Source organism: Rhodococcus sp. P4_F5, assembly GCF_056401315.1.
Window position 1 is genome coordinate 37356 of record NZ_JBFUJP010000019.1, and the last position, 19391, is coordinate 56746.

The 19391-nt window shown below is 72.5% G+C and carries 18 protein-coding genes; 12 read left to right on the forward strand and 6 right to left on the reverse strand.

What is annotated here, in order from left to right; translation table 11 throughout:
• Positions 1-178 precede the first annotated feature (178 nt).
• Entirely contained in the window at positions 179-2596 is a 2418-nt protein-coding gene (locus AC1DU4_RS10555; RefSeq protein WP_477839586.1) for a glycoprotein, read from the reverse strand.
• The gene (locus AC1DU4_RS10560; protein ID WP_245709546.1) at positions 2593-3303 is read right to left on the reverse strand and encodes an NUDIX hydrolase; all 711 of its coding nucleotides are present in this window, start codon (positions 3301-3303) and stop codon (positions 2593-2595) included. The genes AC1DU4_RS10555 and AC1DU4_RS10560 overlap by 4 nt, the downstream gene beginning before the upstream one ends.
• A gap of 114 nt (positions 3304-3417) precedes the next feature.
• Here AC1DU4_RS10560 and AC1DU4_RS10565 point away from each other — a divergent pair, with 114 nt between their 5' ends.
• Together AC1DU4_RS10565 and AC1DU4_RS10570 are read left to right on the forward strand one after the other, a co-directional pair.
• Positions 3418-4866, forward strand: a complete 1449-nt coding sequence (locus AC1DU4_RS10565) for a CCA tRNA nucleotidyltransferase (protein ID WP_072846513.1) — start codon at positions 3418-3420, stop codon at positions 4864-4866.
• 44 nt (positions 4867-4910) lie between these two features.
• On the forward strand, positions 4911-5777 hold the full coding sequence (locus AC1DU4_RS10570) for an alpha/beta fold hydrolase (RefSeq protein WP_477839589.1): 867 nt from the start codon (positions 4911-4913) through the stop codon (positions 5775-5777).
• A 16-nt stretch (positions 5778-5793) separates the two neighbouring features.
• Here AC1DU4_RS10570 and AC1DU4_RS10575 read toward each other — a convergent pair whose 3' ends face one another.
• The gene (locus AC1DU4_RS10575) at positions 5794-7368 is read right to left on the reverse strand and encodes a DUF4185 domain-containing protein (protein WP_477839591.1); all 1575 of its coding nucleotides are present in this window, start codon (positions 7366-7368) and stop codon (positions 5794-5796) included.
• A 318-nt stretch (positions 7369-7686) separates the two neighbouring features.
• Entirely contained in the window at positions 7687-8055 is a 369-nt protein-coding gene (locus AC1DU4_RS10580) for a WhiB family transcriptional regulator (RefSeq protein ID WP_477839593.1), read from the reverse strand.
• 306 nt (positions 8056-8361) lie between these two features.
• Here AC1DU4_RS10580 and AC1DU4_RS10585 point away from each other — a divergent pair, with 306 nt between their 5' ends.
• From AC1DU4_RS10585 to AC1DU4_RS10595, 3 genes are all read left to right on the forward strand, one after another.
• Complete coding sequence (locus AC1DU4_RS10585; protein WP_477839595.1) at positions 8362-8964, forward strand: TetR/AcrR family transcriptional regulator; 603 nt, start codon at positions 8362-8364, stop codon at positions 8962-8964.
• Between the two features lie 62 nt (positions 8965-9026).
• On the forward strand, positions 9027-10172 hold the full coding sequence (locus AC1DU4_RS10590; RefSeq protein ID WP_477839596.1) for a DUF418 domain-containing protein: 1146 nt from the start codon (positions 9027-9029) through the stop codon (positions 10170-10172).
• Between the two features lie 35 nt (positions 10173-10207).
• On the forward strand, positions 10208-10645 hold the full coding sequence (locus AC1DU4_RS10595; RefSeq protein WP_477839598.1) for a hypothetical protein: 438 nt from the start codon (positions 10208-10210) through the stop codon (positions 10643-10645).
• A gap of 15 nt (positions 10646-10660) precedes the next feature.
• Here the strand turns inward: AC1DU4_RS10595 and AC1DU4_RS10600 are convergent, their stop codons facing one another.
• Together AC1DU4_RS10600 and AC1DU4_RS10605 are read right to left on the reverse strand one after the other, a co-directional pair.
• Positions 10661-11950 (reverse strand): MFS transporter, encoded by a 1290-nt coding sequence (locus AC1DU4_RS10600; RefSeq protein ID WP_477839600.1) that lies wholly within the window; start codon positions 11948-11950, stop codon positions 10661-10663.
• Positions 11951-11959: 9 nt separating this feature from the next.
• A complete protein-coding gene (locus tag AC1DU4_RS10605; protein WP_477839602.1) occupies positions 11960-12907 on the reverse strand; it encodes an NAD-dependent epimerase/dehydratase family protein in 948 nt (315 codons plus the stop codon).
• A 137-nt stretch (positions 12908-13044) separates the two neighbouring features.
• Here AC1DU4_RS10605 and AC1DU4_RS10610 point away from each other — a divergent pair, with 137 nt between their 5' ends.
• The 7 genes from AC1DU4_RS10610 (at position 13045) to AC1DU4_RS10640 (ending at position 19389) form a co-directional block, all read left to right on the forward strand.
• Positions 13045-13743, forward strand: coding sequence for a TetR/AcrR family transcriptional regulator (locus tag AC1DU4_RS10610; protein ID WP_477839604.1), 699 nt, complete (start codon positions 13045-13047; stop codon positions 13741-13743).
• Positions 13744-13797: 54 nt separating this feature from the next.
• Entirely contained in the window at positions 13798-14403 is a 606-nt protein-coding gene (locus AC1DU4_RS10615; protein WP_477839606.1) for a YqgE/AlgH family protein, read from the forward strand.
• A gap of 294 nt (positions 14404-14697) precedes the next feature.
• The gene (locus AC1DU4_RS10620) at positions 14698-15204 is read left to right on the forward strand and encodes a sigma-70 family RNA polymerase sigma factor (protein WP_072846505.1); all 507 of its coding nucleotides are present in this window, start codon (positions 14698-14700) and stop codon (positions 15202-15204) included.
• Positions 15201-15938 (forward strand): anti-sigma factor family protein, encoded by a 738-nt coding sequence (locus AC1DU4_RS10625; RefSeq protein WP_477839608.1) that lies wholly within the window; start codon positions 15201-15203, stop codon positions 15936-15938. The genes AC1DU4_RS10620 and AC1DU4_RS10625 overlap by 4 nt, the downstream gene beginning before the upstream one ends.
• Before the next feature lie 42 nt (positions 15939-15980).
• Complete coding sequence (locus AC1DU4_RS10630; RefSeq protein ID WP_477839610.1) at positions 15981-17681, forward strand: thiamine pyrophosphate-binding protein; 1701 nt, start codon at positions 15981-15983, stop codon at positions 17679-17681.
• The gene (locus tag AC1DU4_RS10635) at positions 17678-18331 is read left to right on the forward strand and encodes an SRPBCC family protein (protein ID WP_072846502.1); all 654 of its coding nucleotides are present in this window, start codon (positions 17678-17680) and stop codon (positions 18329-18331) included. Before AC1DU4_RS10630 ends, AC1DU4_RS10635 begins: the two co-directional genes overlap by 4 nt.
• Positions 18328-19389 carry a 3-oxoacyl-ACP synthase III family protein gene (locus AC1DU4_RS10640; protein ID WP_477839613.1) on the forward strand — a complete coding sequence of 354 codons (1062 nt, stop codon included), beginning with the start codon at positions 18328-18330 and terminating at the stop codon, positions 19387-19389. Before AC1DU4_RS10635 ends, AC1DU4_RS10640 begins: the two co-directional genes overlap by 4 nt.
• Positions 19390-19391: the final 2 nt, after the last annotated feature.

The window sequence follows — 19391 nt, forward strand, 5'->3', positions numbered from 1 at the left end:
CCGGGTCGCTGCGCCGCAGGACCTCCGGGTCGCGCCGGCTCCGCTGCAGTGCCTCGGGGTCGCTCCGCCGGCTCCGCTGCAGTGCCTCGGGGTCGCTCCGCCGGCTCCGCTGCAGTGCCTCGGGGTCGCTCCGCCGGCTCCGCTCCCGGCGAACCCGGTGGTCGTTGCATGCTCCCCGTCATCGCGGTTCGTACCCTTCGTCTGCTCGGTCCGGCTGGCCCCGGAACCGGTGCCACAGCCGTCGTCCCGCAAGAAGCAACAGTAGTGCGCCCGCGCAGCCGGTGATCACGGCCAACGCGCGGCCGTACGCATTCGTGCGGATCGAAACGGCGGTCGGCTCGCCGAGCTCGCGGCCGTTGACGGTGGTCATGGCCACGTCCACGATCATCTTCCCGGAGCCTTCGACCTTCGCCGGCACCTGCAGCGCTCGGCTCCCGCGGGCCGGCAGCTGCTGGTCCCCGATGTCGGTGACGGTCATCTCGGGTGGCGCCGAGACGTGCAGCTGGACCGTGATCCCCACCGGCAGGTCGTTGCGGGCCACCAGCAGCAGCGGGCTCTGTTCCGATGCCAGCGTGTACGCGCCGCCCGGCGCCAGCACGGTCACCGCGCCGTAGATCCGGTCCAGGGCCTGCCGGACCTGGGCGATCCGCAGGTCGGCCGCCACCGTCGCCGAGGCGCGGTCCCGGTCCCGGCGTCCGGAGGTGCTCATCGCCCGCAGCAGGTCCTCATTCAGCGGCGCGGTGAACCGGACCGGGGTGAGGGCCGACTGCGGGTCGTTGACCAGCGTCTCGGTGACCGCCTCGATCTCGGGGGCCGACGCGGACGCGCCGTCCTGCACCGACGTCGGTGCGCCGTCGCGGACCGCCTGTTCCGGGTAGGCGAGGTCGAGCGGGGGCGTCGGCATGTTGCGGTCCAGCACATCGGCCAGCGGCCGGGAAGTGGCCAGGCCCGAGCGCAACATCGTCGAGACCGTGGACAGCATCGTGCGGGCCTCGTCGCCGTCGACGGACCACTCCTGCGGGGGCACCAGCAGCAGCGACCGCGGGTCCGGGTTGGCCATCCGGTCCTCGACGGGACGGGCCGTCAGCGACTGCCAGGTGACCGCGCCCAGCGCGTCCTGCAGCCGGGCCGTCCGGGAGTCGCCGGTCAGGTCGTACCGCGCACTCGCCGGCGTGTAGGTGGGCGTCTGGGGGGTGGCGCCGACGGCCGCGAGCGCGGTGCCCGCGGGCACGTCGAACAGCGCGGCGTACAGCGGGCCGCCGTTGTTCCCGCCGCTCAGCGGCACCTTCGCCTGGGCGCTCTTGCCCGCGACCGCGTTGGCGGCCAGCAGCACGGTCGGACCCAGGCCGTTGAGGGACGCCGCGGCCTCGGCGTCGAGCACCCCGGAGTCCGGCCAGGTCAGCCCGCGCAGCGACGTCACCCCGAGGGTGCCGTCGACGATGTCCGCCGGGGTGGCCAGCGCCCGCGCCACCAGCGTCGGGTCGCCGACGCGGTGCAGCGCCGCGAGGTCGACCTGGGCGAACGGGACGGCGGTGGTGCACATCCGCGAGGCCAGCGCCTTGAGCCGGTCCAGCCACGCGGCGGCCGCCGCCTGCCCGGTACCGCTGTGCGCGGCGCCGGTCGGGTCCGCCGGGTCGTCCACCACCAGGTAGCCGCGGGTCATGTTGCTCACCGTGATCAACAGGTCGGGGTCGACGGCCAGGCACATGCTCTGCGCCAGCTTGTGCTCCCGGTCGATGCCGTCGCCGGTGGCGAACTCGGCCGCCGCGAGCAGCTGCTCGAGCCGGCCGCCGTCCGCGAGGGAGCCGGCCAGGTCGTCGTCGACCAGCCTCACCTGCTCGTCGGTGGAGCCCGGAATTCCCGCCGCCAGCCGCGGACGGTCGGCCAACGGCCACATCAGCGTCACGGCCACCGGGTCCGCGGTCGACGGCGGCACCGGTGCGGCGTCGGGGTCCTCGGCGCTGGGGTCGCGGGGCAGGCCGAGCACCGGCAGCAGGAAACGGGCGTCGTCGAGCCGCGCCGCGCCGCCGTACTCGGGGGTGCCGTTGACGTTCACCAGCAGCGGGTAGACGCCCGGGTCGGTGATGTCGAGGGACGCCCCGGTGGCCGAGCGCAGCGGCAGGGTGAGGGTGAACGGGACCGACCTGCCGACGTCGAGCTTCTCGGCGACCGAGTCGAACGCGCCGACGGTGTCGAAGTTCTCCTGGTCGGCGGTGAGCACGGTCCGCAACTGCGCGGGCGCCGCGACCTTCGGGGCCCGTTGCAGGCGCACCYGCACGTCCTCGACCGGCCGGTCGCCGACATTGGTGACGGTGCCCCCGACCGTCACGAACGCGTCGCTGGAGGTGGTGACGGCGTTCGGCGCGACCGAGTCGACGGACAGCGAGACGAACTGCTGCTGGGTCCCGCGGGCCGCGGCGGGCGCGGTACTCGTCGCCTGCGCGCCGGTGGTCCGGGCGCCGGACGTCGGCGTGGTCGGGGTGGGGCTCCCGCTGCTGGGCGCGGCGATGCTCGGTGCGGTGAATCCGAGCGGTGCGGCGGCCAGCGCCAGTGTGGTCAGGGTCGTCGCGGTGAAACGACGCAGGGCTGTCCTCATCCGTGCTTTCCGGTCGTCTCGCGGGACCCGCCGCCGCGCACCGGACCCCGGCGTGTGGTGGTCACCTCGCGGGACCCGCGGTTGTCGTGCGGGATCGGGCCGGGCAGGGGACGCGGTGTCGGGGAGTCAGCCATCCGGTCGATCAGCGCCCCCGCGACCTCGGCAAGCCGGCGTTCGTCGGCGTACGCCAACCGCGACCCGAGTTCGAGCAGCGGCACCCACGCCACCTCCGTGACCTCGACGTCCTCGTCGCTCAGCTCGCCGCCCTGGAACCTGAGCAGGTAGTGGTGCACCGTCTTGTGCACGCGCCGGCCGTCGGTGACGAACCAGTAGTCGATGCTRCCCAGTTCGGCGAGCACCGTGCCCTGGATGCCGGTCTCCTCGGCCACCTCACGCATGGCTGTCTGCTCGGCGGTCTCCCCCGCCTCGATGTGTCCCTTCGGCAGCGACCACAGCAGCCGGCCCCGCCGGTCGGTGCGCCCGATCAGTGCCGCGCACTGCTCGTCGCGGGGGCCGTCGAGCCCGTCGACCACCAGGCCGCCGGCCGAGGTCTCACGGACGGTACGCATGCGCTGGTTCGTGCGTTCGCCGTGCGCGCTTCGTCGCCGCGGGTTGCGGCGACTGCGATTCGCACGTTCGGCAGCAGACACCCAATCAATACTAGTTGGCCCGCGGGACCTGCCCCGAATCCCACACCGCGGCGCCACCCTGCTCGCTCCGCAGGCTCCGCTGCTCCCTCACCCTGCTCGCTCCGCAGGCTCCGCGACGGCGCCACCCTGCTCGCTCCGCAGGCTCCGCTCGCGCCGGTAAGCTGCACAGTCGTGGTTTCCCCAACTCCAGACGCCGACCGACGCGCCCGACTGCTCTCGGCCGCGACCGCGACCCTGCGCGACCTCTCCGAGGTGCTGACGCCACTCGGTGCGAGGTTCGCCGCCGCGGGCCACGAGCTGTACCTGGTCGGTGGCAGCGTCCGGGACGCGGTTCTCGGCCGGCTCGGCACCGACCTGGACTTCACCACCGACGCGCGACCGGAGCAGGTGCAGGCCCTGCTCAAGGGCTGGGCCGACAACCAGTGGGACACCGGCATCGCCTTCGGCACGATCAGCGCCGCGAAGGCCGACCAGCAGATCGAGATCACCACCTTCCGCACCGACGCGTACGACGGCGTCACCCGGAACCCCGAGGTCCGCTACGGCACCAGCCTCGAGGAGGACCTGGTGCGCCGCGACTTCACCGTCAACGCGATGGCCGTGCGGCTCGGCGCGGACGGCACCCAGGAGTTCGTCGACCCGCTCGGCGGGATGGACGCCCTGCTCGCCGGCGTGCTCGACACCCCCGCCGCCCCGGAGATCTCGTTCAACGACGACCCGCTCCGGATGCTGCGCGCGGCGCGGTTCGTCTCGCAGCTCGGTTTCGCGCTGGCCCCGCGGGTCCGCGAGGCGATCGTCGCGATGGCCGACCAGATCGACCGGATCACCGCCGAACGCGTGCACGCCGAGCTCGACAAGCTGATCCTCGGCGAGTACCCGGTCGACGGCATCAACGTCATGTGCGAGACCGGCCTGGCGGCCCGCGTGCTCCCCGAGATCCCGGAGATGGAACTCGAGATCGACGAGCACCACCAGCACAAGGACGTCTACCAGCACTCCCTCACCGTGCTGCAGCAGGCGATCGACCTCGAGGACGGCGACCCGGACCTGGTGCTGCGCTGGGCGGCGATCCTGCACGACATCGGCAAGCCCGACACCAAGCGCAACGAGCCCGGCGGCGGCGTCAGCTTCCACCACCACGAGGTGGTCGGCGCCAAGATGGTCCGGCGCCGGATGAGGGCGCTGAAGTACTCCAAGCAGATGATCGACGACGTCGGCCAGCTGGTGTTCCTGCACCTGAGGTTCCACGGCTACGGCGAGGGCCAGTGGACCGACTCGGCGGTGCGCCGGTACGTCAACGACGCCGGCGACCTGCTGCCGCGGCTGCACAAGCTGGTCCGGGCCGACTGCACCACCCGCAACAAGCGGCGCGCCGCCAAACTGCAGGCCACCTACGACGACCTCGAGCAGCGGATCGCCCGGCTCGCCGAGCAGGAGGACCTGGCGCGGGTGCGCCCGGACCTCGACGGCAACGCGATCATGGAGCTGCTCGGCATCCCCGCCGGCCCCGAGGTCGGCAAGGCCTGGAACTTCCTCAAGGAGCTGCGCCTGGACCGCGGCCCGCTCAGCCGCGACGAGGCCGAGGCCGAGCTGCTGAAGTGGTGGCAGCAGCAGACGTAGGCTGGTTCCCGGGCGCCCGGTGCGCCCACCGGAGGAGTCCGCTCATGACGACGGATCTGCAGGCCTGGCAGGCGCGCGGGCGGTACCTCACCGTCGGCGCGGACCGCATCTTCGTCGTCGAGGTGGGGGCGGGCGCCGGCCCGCCGGTGGTGATCGTGCACGGGTTCCCCGGTTCGTCGCACGACTTCGCGCGGGTCGCGGAACTGCTCGGCGCCGGTCGCCGGGTGGTCCTGCTGGACCTGCTGGGCTTCGGGCTCTCCGACAAGCCCGCCGTCGCGCGCTACTCGCTCTTCGAGCAGGCGGACCTGGTCGAGACGGTGCTGGCGCGGTTGGACATCGGTCGGTGCATCCTCCTCGGCCACGACATGGGCGACACCGTCGTCGCGGAGCTGATGCACCGCCACAACCACGGCGGACTCGGGTTCGTGGTGGAGCAGGTGGTGTTGACCAACGGCTCGATCTTCATCGACCTCGCGCAGCTGACGCCCGCCCAGCGGGGGATGCTCCGGTTGCCGGGGCGGGCGCTGCCCATCTCGCCCCCGCGACGCCTGCTCGCGCGCTCCCTCGAGCGCAGCTTCTCCCCCGCTGCGCCGGCGCCGCCGGGCGCGATCGACGCGCTGGTGCAGGCGATCGAGCGCAACTCCGGCGGCCGACTGCTGCCGCGCCAGAACCGCTACCTCCTCGAGCGGCGTCAGCACCAACCGCGGTGGACCGCGGCGCTGGTGGAGTACGACGGCCCGCTGGGCCTGGTCTGGGGCGCGCTCGACCCCATTGCGACGAAGGACATGCCGGCGCACCTGCTCGACCTGCGCCCGCAGACGCGGGTGACGATGCTCCCCGACGTCGGGCACTGGCCGTCGCTGGAGGTCCCCGAGCGCCTCGCGGAACTCGTCGAGCAGCTGCTCGGCTGAGCCGAAAGACGCTGCGTCAGTTCAGCTTCGCGCGCATCAGGTAGACGTTGTAGCTGTCCCACTCCGACATCGTGAAGTACAGGTCGTGCTCGGTGGACCACGGGTGGATGAAGCCGCCGTACATCTTGGGGTAGTCCGCGGCGCGCACCATCGGCACCCCGGCGGTCCACGCGCCCTGCGGACTGTCGGCCTGCCGCAACACGATTGCGCCGGCCACGGTGTCCAGGTAGCTCATCTGCCAGAGGTCGCGCTCGGCGTCGTAGCGCACCGACAGCTCGGCCGCGGTACCGGACATCACCGGGGTCGGTGACGCCTCCCCGACGGGGCTCCAGGTGCCGTCCACCCAGTACTGGTACGCGGACTTGTTCAGCACCTGGTCCTTGGGCGCCCGGGCCAGCGCGACGGTGCCGAGCCGGCCGTTCGGGGTGCCGAACATGTACACGTGGTCGCCGGCCGGAACCATGCTGGCCACCTGGAAGTGGTTGCGCCCGAACAGGTTCTCCCAGTTGGCGTACGGGTCCTTCGTCCAGGTCTGGCCCCGGTCGTCGGAGTAGGCGATGCCGCCGCGGTTGGTGTACCACATGCCGGGGACCATGCTCCAGCGCCGCACCGACATGTAGCTCATGTACTGCCGGTCGCCGATCGCGAACCCGGACGTGGGGATGGTCGTGGTCTCCCAGTTCTTGACCTTGCGGCTGCCGAGCACCTCGACGGCGTGGCAGCGGCTGTCCTGCACCATCGAGTCGATCGTCATGCCGTCGGACAGGTCGCGGTCAGTGCTGTGGCCCAACACATTCGACCGCCAGTCGGAGCCGTTGGCGCCGGGCGGAGTCCAGCCCTTGCCGAAGGTGTCGCCGAACACCACGGACACCTCGCCGGGGCCGGACTCCCAGGTGATGCCGAGGTCGGTGCTGTTGACCTGCCAGCGCTTGTCGGTGCGGTTGATCGACCCCTGCCCGGTGAGCTGGGCGATCAGGGAGACCTCGCCGACCTCGGCCGCGGGCGCGGCCGGGGCGGCCGGGCCGGGTTCGGTGGGCGGCGACTGCGGCGTCGGTGCCGGGGGCAGGGGCTGGGCGGGGCCGGGGATCGGAATCGGGATCGGCTCGGGGTCGGGGCCGATGGAGATCCGCGGCACCTGCAGGCCCAGCGAGCCGGAACCCGACCCGGACGAGCCCGCCGAGGACCCGGACGAGCCCGAGGAACTCGACCCCGACGAGCTCGCGGAACCCGACCCGGACGACTCGGACGACTCCGACGAGCCGGCGTCCGGCTGCTCCGGTGCGGGGTCGGTGAGGTCCGGGCACGGGTCGGCACACGGGTCGGCGGGCAGCGGTGCCTGCGGCACCCGGGTGAGGTCCTGGGGCGGATCGGGGACGGGCACCGGGACGATCTCCGGCCACGGGTACTTGAGGTCCAGGCTCGGCGGCCCCGTGGTCTGCCCGCTGTCCGCGGCCGACGGGTCGAAGCCGGTCTCGCCGCAGGCGTTGGTCGGCGCCGCGGTCGGCGCGGCCGTGGCAGGCGAGCCGGTCAGCAGCGAGCCGGAGATCGCGAGGGTCAGCGCGCACAGCGGTGCACCGATACGACGGATCACAACGCCCCCAGTCCATTCCACGATCGCTCGGCGCTGCGGTACGCCGACCTCGAGGTGTCTGGAGAAAGTAGCAGAGGCCGACCGGAAGATTCGTCACCAATTCCCGGCGGTCACCCAGTTGGACCTACCGTCGCGGGCCGGTCGAACGACCGACCCGCTGGGCGGCGAGTTTCGGGCCGGCAGGCAGCGTCGGGCTCAGCTGCCAAGTCCGGTCGACAGCTTGTCGACCACGTCGAGGATGGTCTTGAACGCTCCGAGCAGATCAGACAGGTCTGACGATGACATGTATTTCTCCTTCGTGCCGAGTGGTGACTTCTTCTAGTCGTGCGGACGGTTTCTCGTGTTCTGGCAAGACGTCGACCCAAGTCGTGTCGTCGTCGACTCCGGTCGGCGCGAGGCAAAGAAGTCGGCCCAGGACTCGATGTCGGGATGGTCCTTCAACAGGGCCCTGCGCCGGCGTTCGGTCATCCCGCCCCACACCCCGAACTCGGTGCGACTGTCGAGGGCGTCGGCGCCGCACGGCGCGGCCACGGGGCAGTGGCGACAGATCGTGACCGCCTCGTGCTGGGCGGCCCCTCGCACGAACATCCGGTCCGGGTTGTCGATGCACCGTGCGAACGCTCGCCAGGTGGCGGGGATCTCGGGCGATTGTGTCGCCGTGGGGCCACCAATCTTGATGCTGCTCATAGCGCCTGTCCTTGTTCGTGCGGGAAATCCGGTGCGGTGCTGAGTGTGCGAGTCAAAATTCGCGTGACCACGACAAGGGAAGAGTAGGGCGAAGAGTTAAACGCCAGACTGCCGTCAGATTACGCATCCTGGACGATCGTCCAGGATTTGAATGAACGCATGACGCTCCATGCACGGCCTGCTTGGCGTCGTGTGGCAGCGCGACGGGCCGGCCGGGCGGCGCTCCACCTGGACGGACGGCCCGGCGCTATTGATTAAGTGACTGCTCAATGTATTATTCCTCCCGGAGGCGAGAGGAGTGCCGAAATGCGCACGGTTGACGTTGACGCCCGAGCGGCGAAGGCAACGGCGATCCTCGACGCCGCGGCACGGTGCTTCGCGGAACGTGGGTTTGCCGCCACCCGGACGGCGGACATCTGTGCGCTGGCGGGAATGAGTTCGGGCAACCTGTTCCACTACTTCCCCACCAAGCATGCTGTGCTGTTGGCTCTCGTCGAGCGTGACGGTGCCGAGACGAGCGCGTCGATGGCGGAGCTGGCCCAGGCGGACGACCCCTTCGGGGCCCTGCTCGTCCTGCTCGACGAGATCTGCCGACTCGCCGGGGATCCGGTGTATTCCGGTCTGGCGTTGGAGATCTCGGCGGTGGCGCATCGCGACGAGGAGGTCGCGGCGCGTTTCAAGGCCAATGACATCGCGTTCCGGGGTGGCCTCGCTGCGCTGGTGCGCAGGGCGGATGCCGCAGGTCAGCTGAGCACCACGTTGTCGGCGGAGCACGCGGCCACCTGGCTGGCCGCACTCGTCGACGGCATGTTCGCGCGGGTCGCGGCCGATCCCGAGTTCGACGCACCCGCACAGGCCGCTGTGCTCCGGCGCGTCGTCGCGCAGCTGCTCGGAGGCGTCGGCGCGTGAGCGACCGCACCGAAAACGTTGCAGTGTCGGGTGAGTCCGCACCGTCGCCTCGGCTCCTCAACGTGGATGCGCTTCGTGGGTTCGCCCTGTTCGGCATCCTCGCGGTCAACATCTGGGCGTTCGCGGACCCCTACTACGCATTGCCGTCGTCGAACCCGGCCTTCGACTCCGGGCTGGACCACGCGCTGCGCTTCGTGGTTGCGCTGCTGTTCGAGACGAAGTTCTACCTGCTGTTCTCGTTCCTGTTCGGGTACAGCTTCACCCTGCAGATGGCGGCCGCGGAGCGCGCCGGGGCCGCCTTCGTACCCCGGATGCTGCGGCGCCAGGGCGCGCTGCTCGTCATCGGACTGGTGCACGGCGCGGTGCTCTACTACGGGGAGATCCTCTCCACCTACGCGGTTCTGGGGCTGGCCCTGCTCGCCTGCCGGAGGATGCCCCCCGCCCGGGCGATCAAGGTCGGCATCGGTCTGGTGCTTGCGGTCGGCGTCGTCTGGATGCTGCTGGGGCTGGCGCAACTCGCCGAGGGTGACGCCGGCGGCGGCACCCCCTCGTCGGACGTGACGGCCAAGCTGGTCGGATTCGGTGGCGATGCGGCAGCGACGCTCGGGTTCCACTCCGGGCACCTTCCCTCGACGCTCGCGGCGGTAGCGGCACTGCAGGCGCCGAGTGCGATGGCGATGTTCCTGTTCGGGTTCGCCGCGGGACGGCTGCGGGTGTTCGCGGACCTGGACGGGTACCGGCCGCTGATGCGCCGAATCCTGTTGCTGGGGTTGCCGGTCGGGTTGACGGGCGCGGTCGCGTACGCGCTGGCCGCGGCCTACGCGCCGGGTGGAGGCCTCGAGACGTTCGCGTTCGGCCTCGGCCAGTTGACGGCCCCGGGGCTCACCGCGTCGTACGTCGTGGCCGCCCTCCTGCTGTTCCAGACCGTCCGGGGCGGACGGATCGAGAGGGCGCTGGCCCCGATGGGCCGGATCGCGCTGACCAACTACCTGCTCCAGTCGGTGGTGCTGGGCGTGCTGTTCACCGGCTACGGCCTCGGGCTGGTGGACCGGCTGTCGCCACCGGTGGTCCTGGCCGTTGTGCCGGCGGTCTTCCTGTGCCAGGCGGAGATGAGTCGACGGTGGCTGCGTGGGCACCGTTACGGCCCCGCGGAGTGGGTGCTGCGCGCCGCCACCCTCGCCGCGATCCCGCCCTGGCGTGCGCGGTAGCGGAACCGCAGGGCACCCTCCCGCGTCCAACACGTATGGGCTTCGTGGTGGAGTACGCGTTCGGGACCGGCGACGGCGACCCGTCCGTCTGGGAGTCGGTGGCGGACTTGGGCATCGGTGCCGACGACGCGCTCGACGCGGTTCGCCTGGACTTCGACGGCGACGGCCTGCTCGACGACGCCATGTGGGACAGCGACGGGGACGGCCGTGCCGACCGGTCTGTGCTCGACGTGGACGGCCCCGGCACCCGATACTTCACCGACCCGAGCGGCCTGGGGACCTGGGACCACGAGGTGCCCCGACCGGCCGACGAGCGGGAACCGGAACCGGCGGGGTGGTCCTGGGGCCCGGACCCGCACTCGGTGCTGGTGGACGAGGACCGTGACGGGACGCCGGAGGTGACCGTGTCGGACACCGACGGCGACGGTCGCCTCGACGCCGTCCGGCGACACCCGCCGCGGCCCGGCGACTGACCGGCGGCCGGGGCGCTACCGCCGCAGGGAGTTCGCGGCGACCGCCGCGAGGCCGAGCGCGTACACCCCGGCGCCGGCGAGCACCAGCCCCAGCGACCGGCCGTCGGGCGCGATCACCGTCGCCGCCGCGGCGATCGCGGCGATGAACGCGACGTTGAACACGGTGTCCTGCAACGCGAACACCTGTCCCCGACGGACGTCGTCGATGTCGATCTGCATGGCGGCGTCGCCGGTGAGCTTGATGGTCTGGCCGGCCAGGCCGAGCAGGAATGCGCCCGCCAACAGCATCGGCTGGGTGAGCGCGGAGATGAGGGTCAGCTGCACGACGATGGCGGCCACCAGCGCCAGCGCGACCGTGCGGGGCCGGCCGAGCCGGGGTATCAGGAACGGGGCCAGGGCCGCGGCCAGCAGCATCCCGGCCGCGGTGGCGCCGACCGCGACGCCGAAGCCGGCGAGGCCACCCGGCAGCGAGCCCTGGGCGGCGGGGTCCCGCAACACCAGCACCATCACCAGGGTGTCGATGCCGAACACGATCCGGTGTGCCCCGATGCCGCACATCGCGGTGGTGACCCCGGGCGCCCGCCACACCGCCGTCGTGCCGGTTCGCAGGCCGGCCGCGACGGCGCGCACGGCGGCCCTCCGGGTGGGTGCGGCCGTGGGTCGGTCGGCATCGCTGGGGCCGAGACCGCGCGGGGCGAACCGGGCCGCGGCGACGGCGCCCACCGCGGAGCCGACGGCCGCCACCGCGACGGCGACCCCGGAGCCGCGGTCGCCCGCCCCCACCAGGCCGATCACCGCGACAGCCGCCGCCGCGCCGGCCGCGGCGACGCCGGACCCCGCGGTGGCGAGCACGGAATTTGTTGGTACCAGCCATGACTGGCGCACGACGTGGGGCAGCGCTGCGGACACTCCCGCGCCGACGAACCGGCTGACGCCGACCGCGGCGAGGGCGAACAGCAGCAGCGGGGCCTCGGGCGCCCCGGTGAGCAGCAGGCCGGCGGTGCACAGGATCAGCACGCCGCGCAGCACGTTCGCCCACATCAGCACGGCGCGGCGGTCCCAGCGGTCCAGCAGGGCGCCGGCGAAGGGGCCGAGCAGGGAGTAGGGCAGCAGCAGGACCGCGAACCCGGCGGCGATGGCGAGGGGTTCGGTCTCGCGTTCCGGGTTGAACAGGATCGCGCCGCCGAGCGCGGYCTGGAACAGTCCGTCGCCGAACTGCCCGGCGAACCGGACGGTGGCGAGGCGGCCGAGGCCGGGCGAGCCGCGCAGCGCCGCGCGCAGGAGTCCGGCCGTCGAGTCCACCACCGCGCGACCCTATCGCGCGGCGGTCACCCGGTCCCGCGCCCGCCACCAGGCGACGGTGGCGGAGGCCGCCTCGGGCAGCGGCGTCGGCGCCAGGCCGAGCAGGCGCTCGCTGCGGGCGGAGTCCAGGACGAATGGCCGCTCGAACTGGTACAGCGTCTCGGCGAGCTCGCGGGTCTCGCCGTGTACCCGGCCGGCGGCGCGGATCAACCACGCCGGCAGCACCCCCACGCGGGGGTCGTCGACACCGGCCGCGACGGCGAAGGCATGCACCATCTCCCGCTGGGTGAGCGCGGGCCCGGTCGGCGCGTGCAGCACGGTGTTCCACCGCGCCGGATCTGCGGCGGCGGCGATCATGGCGGCCGCGAGGTCCGGCACGTAGGTGAAGGAGTGCGGGACGTCCAGCGCGGCCATGACTCGAACCGTCTTGCCCGCCAGGATCTTCGGCACCATTCGCTCCCCAGCGTGCGCCATCAGCGCGTGCGGTCCGAAGAAGTCCGAGGCGGCGACGCTCACCGTCGGGGTTGCCGAGTCCGCGCGCTGGCGCAGCAGTTCGGAGCGGACCCCGAGCTTGCCGTCGCGGGCGTTGCGTGGGGTGTCCTCGGTGATCGGCCCGTCGACTGGGCCGTAGGAGTAGAGGCTCTCGGGGAACACCGCCACCGCCCCGGCCCGGCCGGCGGCCGCCAGTACCTCGCGTTCGGTGCTCGGCAACTCGCGCCGCCAGGCCGCCGCCGAGTATGCGGAGCCGTGGGTGCAGTGGAACACCGCCGAGGCGCCGTCGAGGGCGTCGTCGAGTGCCCCGGGCCGGGAGACGTCCACCCGCATCCGCCGCACGCCGGGGTGCTCCGGCCCGGACCCGGAGCGGGTGAGCACCCGCACGGTGTGGCCCCGGTCGGCGAGTTGCTGCGCGACCGTCCACCCGACCGGGCCTGCCCCGGTCACCACCTGTACTGCCGACATCGTGATCACATCCTGTCCGTCTGGGTTCGATTGAGAGCACTGCTCTCGAATTAACAGTGCGCCCCCGGCGCCCCCTTGTCAAGAGCGGTGCTCTCTAAAGTTGACAGTGCTCACGAACGGGGTTCACCCTGGACGGCGTGACCGGTACCCCCCGCGCCCGTGCCCGCGAACAGACCCTGGCCGACATCACCCGGATCGGCCGCGAGCACCTGGCCCGCGACGGGGCGGCGGCGCTGTCGCTGCGCGCCGTGGCCCGGGACCTCGGCGTCGTCTCGTCCGCCGTGTACCGGTACGTCAAGAGTCGCGACGAGCTGCTCACCCTGCTGGTGGTCGAGGGCTACACCGAGCTGGGCGACGCCGCGGCGGCCGCGCTCGATGCCGCACCCGCGGGCAGTCCGCGCGCCCGCTTCCATGCCCTGGGTCATGCCGTCCGGGACTGGGCGTTGCGGGAGAAGGCTTGCTACGGACTGCTTTTCGGAAGCCCGGTGCCCGGCTACCGGGCGCCCGCCGAGCGCACCACGGGGCCGGGCACCCGGGTGGTCAACGCCCTGGTGAGCGTGATCGACGACGCGCACCGCGCCGGCCTGCTGCGGCCGCTGTCGGCCCCCGCCGCGGCGCCGCCGCTGCGCGAGAACCTCGTCGCGATCCGCGCCGAGCTGGGCCTCGACCTGCCCGACGAGGTGCTCCTGCGCGGGGTGCTGGTGTGGTCGTCGCTCTTCGGCGCCGTCAACTTCGAGGTCTTCGGGCAGTACGGCCCCGACACCTTCACCGACCCACGGGCGCTCTTCGATCACCACCTGTCGGTACTCGCCGAGACGGTCGGCCTGCCGGGGTGACCGTCGCGCCGCGCCGGGCTGTGTCCGGCCGGTCCGCGGTGCGATGATTGTCCGGTGGAGTACGCAGACGAGCCCGACGACCGAATGGCCTCGACTGAACCGGTCGTGCGTCCCGGCAGCCTGCTGGTCTCCGCCACCGACCTCACCGAACCGGCGTTCCGGCGCACCGTGGTCTACGTGATCGAGCACAACGACGCGGGCAGTCTCGGCGTGGTCCTCAACCGCGCCAGCGCCACCGCGGTGCACACCGTGCTGCCGCAGTGGGCCGACCTGTGCGCCCGCCCGCGGGCGCTGTTCGTCGGCGGACCCGTCAAACGTGACGCCGCCCTGTGCCTGGCCACCCTGCGCACCGGGGCCGTCATCGACGGTGTGGAGGGGCTGCGGCGGGTGCACGGCCGGGTGGTGATGGTGGACCTCGACTGCGACCCGGACCAGGTCGGCCCGCTGGTCGAGGGCGCGCGGGTGTTCGCCGGCTACTCGGGCTGGACGATGGGCCAGCTGGACGGCGAGCTCGAGCGCGCCGACTGGACCGTCCTGTCGGCGCTGCCGTCCGACGTGATCGGGCCGCCGCGCACGGACCTGTGGGCGCAGGTGCTCCGGCGTCAGCCGCTGCCGCTGGCGCTGCGCGCCACCCACCCGATCGACGTCGAGCGGAACTAGGACGTAGCCCCCGATCCCCATTTCGGCGCCCCCGGAGCCCGATCACCGTCCCGCTGCGTTGTCGTCGGCGCCGATACAGCAGCGGTATCGGCTTCTCGTCCGCACAGGAGCGGAGCCCGCGGAGCGACTCCTGCGTCTTGCCGGACGACGATTGTCTCGCCAGGTGCATCCGAGAAGGATTAGGAGAGACGCGTCCTAGCCGCCCCCGCTCGACCGACCTCGTGAAAGGCGGAACCGTCCGGTCGGCGTGAACCACCCGAGCACCGGCGGCGTGTGTACCACTGGAGGTGCCCGATGCCGCAGGACCAGGCCGAACTCATGCGCGTTCTGTACGGCGAGCACGCGGCCGCGTTGTGGCGGTACGCGATGCGGCTGACCGGCGACCGGGCCCGGGCCGAGGACGTGGTGCAGGAGACGTTGCTGCGCGCCTGGCAGCACCCGCGGGTGCTGGACCAGAGCGAGAACTCGGCGCGGGCGTGGCTGTTCACCGTGGCCCGGAACCTCGTGTTCGACCAGTACCGCAGCGCCCGCTCGAAACGCGAGTTCGGCACCGACTCGCCGCCGGAGCAGGCGAGCCCGGACGGCACCGACGCCGCGCTGGACGCCTGGCTGGTCGCGGACGCCCTCGCCGGGCTGACCCCCGAGCACCGCGGGGTGCTGGTCCGGGCCTACTACCGCGGGATGTCCACCCACCAGATCGCCGAGGAGCTGGAGATCCCCGACGGGACGGTGAAGTCGCGGATGCACTACGCGCTGAGGGCATTACGACTGATTCTTCAGGAAATGGGGGTGACGCAATGAGCATCGAACTGGACCCGTACGCCAGCTGGGACGCCGCCTACGTGCTCGGTGCGCTCACATCCGACGAGCGCCTCGAGTTCGAGCGGCACCTGACCGCCTGCGACACCTGCGCCGTGGCGGTCGCGGAGGTTGCCGGCATGCCGGGCCTGCTCGGCAAGGTGCCGGCGTCGACCGCCCTCGAGTTCGGTGACGACCCGGTCGGCGGCGGCGCCGTCGAACCCGCCGAGCCGCCCGCCGACCTGCTGCCGAGGCTGATGACCCGCGCCCGCCCGCACCGTCGTCGCCGCAGGCTGGTCCTGGTCGGCGGGGTCGCAACGGCCGCGGCGGCCGCCGCGGTCGGTGTCGCGGTGGTGCTGCCCGCCGCCTCGGAGCGGCCTGCCCCGGATGTCCCCCCCGGCCCGTCCGCCCCGGTCACGGCGCGCCCGATGGACGCGGTGACGCCGAGCCCGTTGACCGCGGAGGTCTCGCTCGTGGCCCAGGAGTGGGGCACCCGCGTCGACGTGACGTGCCGGTACCCGGCCGCCCCCGACGGCGGCTACGGCTACGGCAGCAGGGAGTACGCGCTGGTGGTCACCGACAAGACCGGTGCCGTCACCCAGCTCGCCACCTGGACCGCCGGGGCCGGTCAGACGGTGACACCGTCGGCCACCACCAGCGTCCCGATGCCGTGGATCGCCAGCATCGACATCCGTTCCGTCGCAACGGATCAGGTGCTCCTCTCGAGCACCTTCTGACGCCGCGGCCCGGAGTTGTACCGAGGAGACGGAGGTGTACCGATGAGACAGACCGACCCTCGCGACGTGCCCCCGCAGGGACGCGTCGCCGACTACCTGGTCGACGCGGTCGCGGACCTCGGGGTCCGGCACGTCTTCGGGGTGGACGGCGCGAACATCGAGGACGTCTACGACGCGCTGGGCCGCACCCGGCGTCACGTCGTCGGCATCGTCGCCAAGCACGAGTTCTCGGCGGCGACGATGGCCGACGGCTACGCGCGCGGCGGCGGCGGTCTCGGCGTGGTGATCGCCACCTCCGGCGGCGGTGCGCTGAACCTGGTGCCGGGCCTCGGTGAGGCCTTCGCGTCCCGGGTCCCGGTGCTGGCCCTCGTCGGTCAGCCGCCGACCGCGCTGGAGGGGCACGGCGGCTTCCAGGACTCGAGCGGCCGGGCGGGCTCGATCGACGCCGTCCGGTTGTTCGCGGAGGTCTCCCGGTACTGCGCCCGCGTCGAGCGGTCCGAGGACGTGGGCCTGCACCTGACGCGGGCGGTCTCCGCCGCACTGCGCGGCGGCCCGGCGGTGCTGCTGATCCCGAAGGACGTGCAGCAGGCTCACATCGCCCCCGGTGCCTGCGCCCCGATCCACCCGCGGCCCGCGGTGGCGCAGGACAAGCTCGGGATGGGCCGGCTGGTCAGGCTGCTCTCCCTTGCCCGGGACCGCGGCAAGATCCTGGTGATCGCCGGCGACGAGGTGGCCCGGGCCGACGCCCGCGGCGAACTCGCCGAACTGGTGAGCGCGCTGGACGCCTCGGTGGGGGTGACCCCCGACGCCAAGGACGTGGTGGACGCACGCAGCCACGGCTACTGCGGCGTGGCGGGCAGCATGGGCCACCCGGAGCTGGTGGACGCGCTGCGGTACGCGGACCTGTGCCTGCTGGTCGGGACCCGGATGCCGGTGTTCGCCCGGACCGGGCTCGAGAACGGGTTGCACGCCGCGCGGGTGGCCTCACTCGGCCACGCGCCGCCCTTCCTGGCGTCGTCGCACACGATCAGCCTGGACCTGCGTCACTCCCTCCGGCACCTGGTCGACGCGCTCGGCCCGGGGCGCGGCGGGGCCGACACCCAACCGCCCGCGCTCTCCAGCCTCGCGGTTCCGCCGGCGACCGGCCCCGGGCTGCGGTACCGCGACGCGGTCGCGATCGTCGCCCGGCACCTGCCGGCGGGGGCGGACGTGGTCGCCGACGCCGGGAACACCGGGGCGGCCGTGGTGCACCACCTCCCGGCGACCGTCGGCGGCCGGTTCGTGGTCGCGCTCGGCATGGGGGGGATGGGGTACGCCTTCGGCGCCGGGATCGGGTCCGCGTTCGCGCGCCGCAGGCGCACCTTCGTCATCGCCGGGGACGGCGCGTTCTACATGCACGGCATGGAGGTGCACACGGCGGTCGAGCACCAGCTGCCCGTCACCTTCGTGGTGTTCAACAACAACGCGCACGCCATGTGCGTCACCCGGGAACAGCTGCTCTACCGGGGCGACTACAGCTTCAACAGGTTTCAGCCCGCGTTCCCCGGTGCGGGCCTGGCCGCGATGTTCCCGACGCTGTTCGCCCGCGAGGCCGCCACCGCGCCGGAACTCGGTCGCGCCCTCGCCGACGCCGCGCACATCCCGGGTCCGGCGTTCGTCTCCGTCACCTGTGACCCCGACGAGGTGCCCCCGTTCCTGCCCTTCCTGTCCGACGCCACCGCCAGCAGGGGAGAACGCCCGTGACCGCAGCGCTCGACGACATTGCCCCGGAGGCGATCCCGCAGGTCCATCGCATCGAGTCCACCGACATCGAGACGGCCGAGCCGATGGTCGCGGAGATGCTGCACTCGGTGTACCCGCACGAGCAGGTCTACGGCGAGTACTGCACGCTCCACGGCTACGTCGACTGTCCGCCGCGGCAGCTGTACGACTACCTCGCGCACATCCGTTCCCTGGAGGAGTGGACCTACAGCCTGCGCGGTCTCACCGTGACCGACACGCCCGGACTGTGGCAGGGGTACGACCGGCTCGGCGCGGACACCGAGGTATACGCCAGGGTCGAGGCGAACCCCGACGCGATGACCGTGGACTACCACTGCGCATGGGACCAGGGCGCGCACCTGTGGATGATCTACCTGATGCGGGTGGTCGACGCGCAGGCGGTGCTCGACAGGCCGGGATCGGTTGTGCTGTGGACCAATTGCCGCCACCCGTTCTACGACCGCAACCCGTTTCCCGCCGCCGCCCCGGCCGCCCGCGACGGATGGGTGGGCGACTACTGGGACATCTTCTACCCGGGGCACCTGCTCGAGATGCACAACCTCAAGGCCATTGCCGAGTACCGGCACTCCCACGGGCTCCCGGTGACGCCGGAATGGGTGCGGGGAGCGTGACCGCCGTGACCGCCACCCCGCCTCCCCCGGTGAGCCTCGTCGACGTCGCCAGCTACCTGCCCGTCGCGCGCGTCCCCGCCGAGTACTTCCTGGAGTTCGCCAAGAACCGGCGGGCGCCGAAGGGGCCGATGTTCCGGGCGCCGCGGTACCGGCACCACGTCGCCGACGGCGAGCGCGCGGCGGACATGGTGCTGCGGGCCGCCGAGCCGCTGATCGACCGGCACGGGGCCGCCGCGATCGCCGACGTCGACGTGCTGATCACGCACACCCAACTCCCCGACCTGCCGGTGCTCGGCTGCGCGGGCGAGGTGGCACACCGCCTCGGCGCGCACCCGGAATGGGTGATCGACCTGCACAACAGCGGCTGCGCGTCGTTCATCTACATGATGAAGATCGCCCGCCAGATCCTGCAGTCCGGCGGCGGCCGGACCGCGCTGATCGCCGCCACCCAGAACAGCGCCGGGCAGGTGTTCACCCAGACCGAGGTGCGCGGGCTGGCGCAGGCGCCGGTACCCGGGGACGGCTGCGGCGTGGGGCTGCTGGCCGTGGCGGACGAGGCGCCGGTGCTCGGGGTCGAATGCCGGTCCTACGGAGAGTTCCACGGCGACATGACCGGCGAGGTGGACCCGCCGCGGAAGTACTGGGAGCCGGGCCCGGGGCAGTTCCGGATCGCCTTCAGCGACAGCAAGATCGCGAAGGTGTTCGCCCGCGGCAACCGGCTGGTGCCCGAGGTCTCGCGCGCCCTGTGCGACCGCCTCGGCATCGACCCGCGGACCGTCGACACCTTCGTCACCAACCAGCCGAACCGGCTGTTCCTGCGCAATTGGCGTGAGGCACTGGAACTTTCGGCCGACCACCATCCCGACACCTTCGACGAGTGCGGCAACCTGTTCGGGGCCGGCATCCCGGTCACCCTGGACACCGCGAACCGGGCCGGCCGCATCCCCAACGGTTCGCTGGTGCTGATGTCCGCGTTCGCGCACGCCGGCGACTTCGCCGGGTCCGCGGCCGTCCGGTGGGGCGCGGCACCGGACGGCCGCGCCCCGTCGGACGGCTGAGG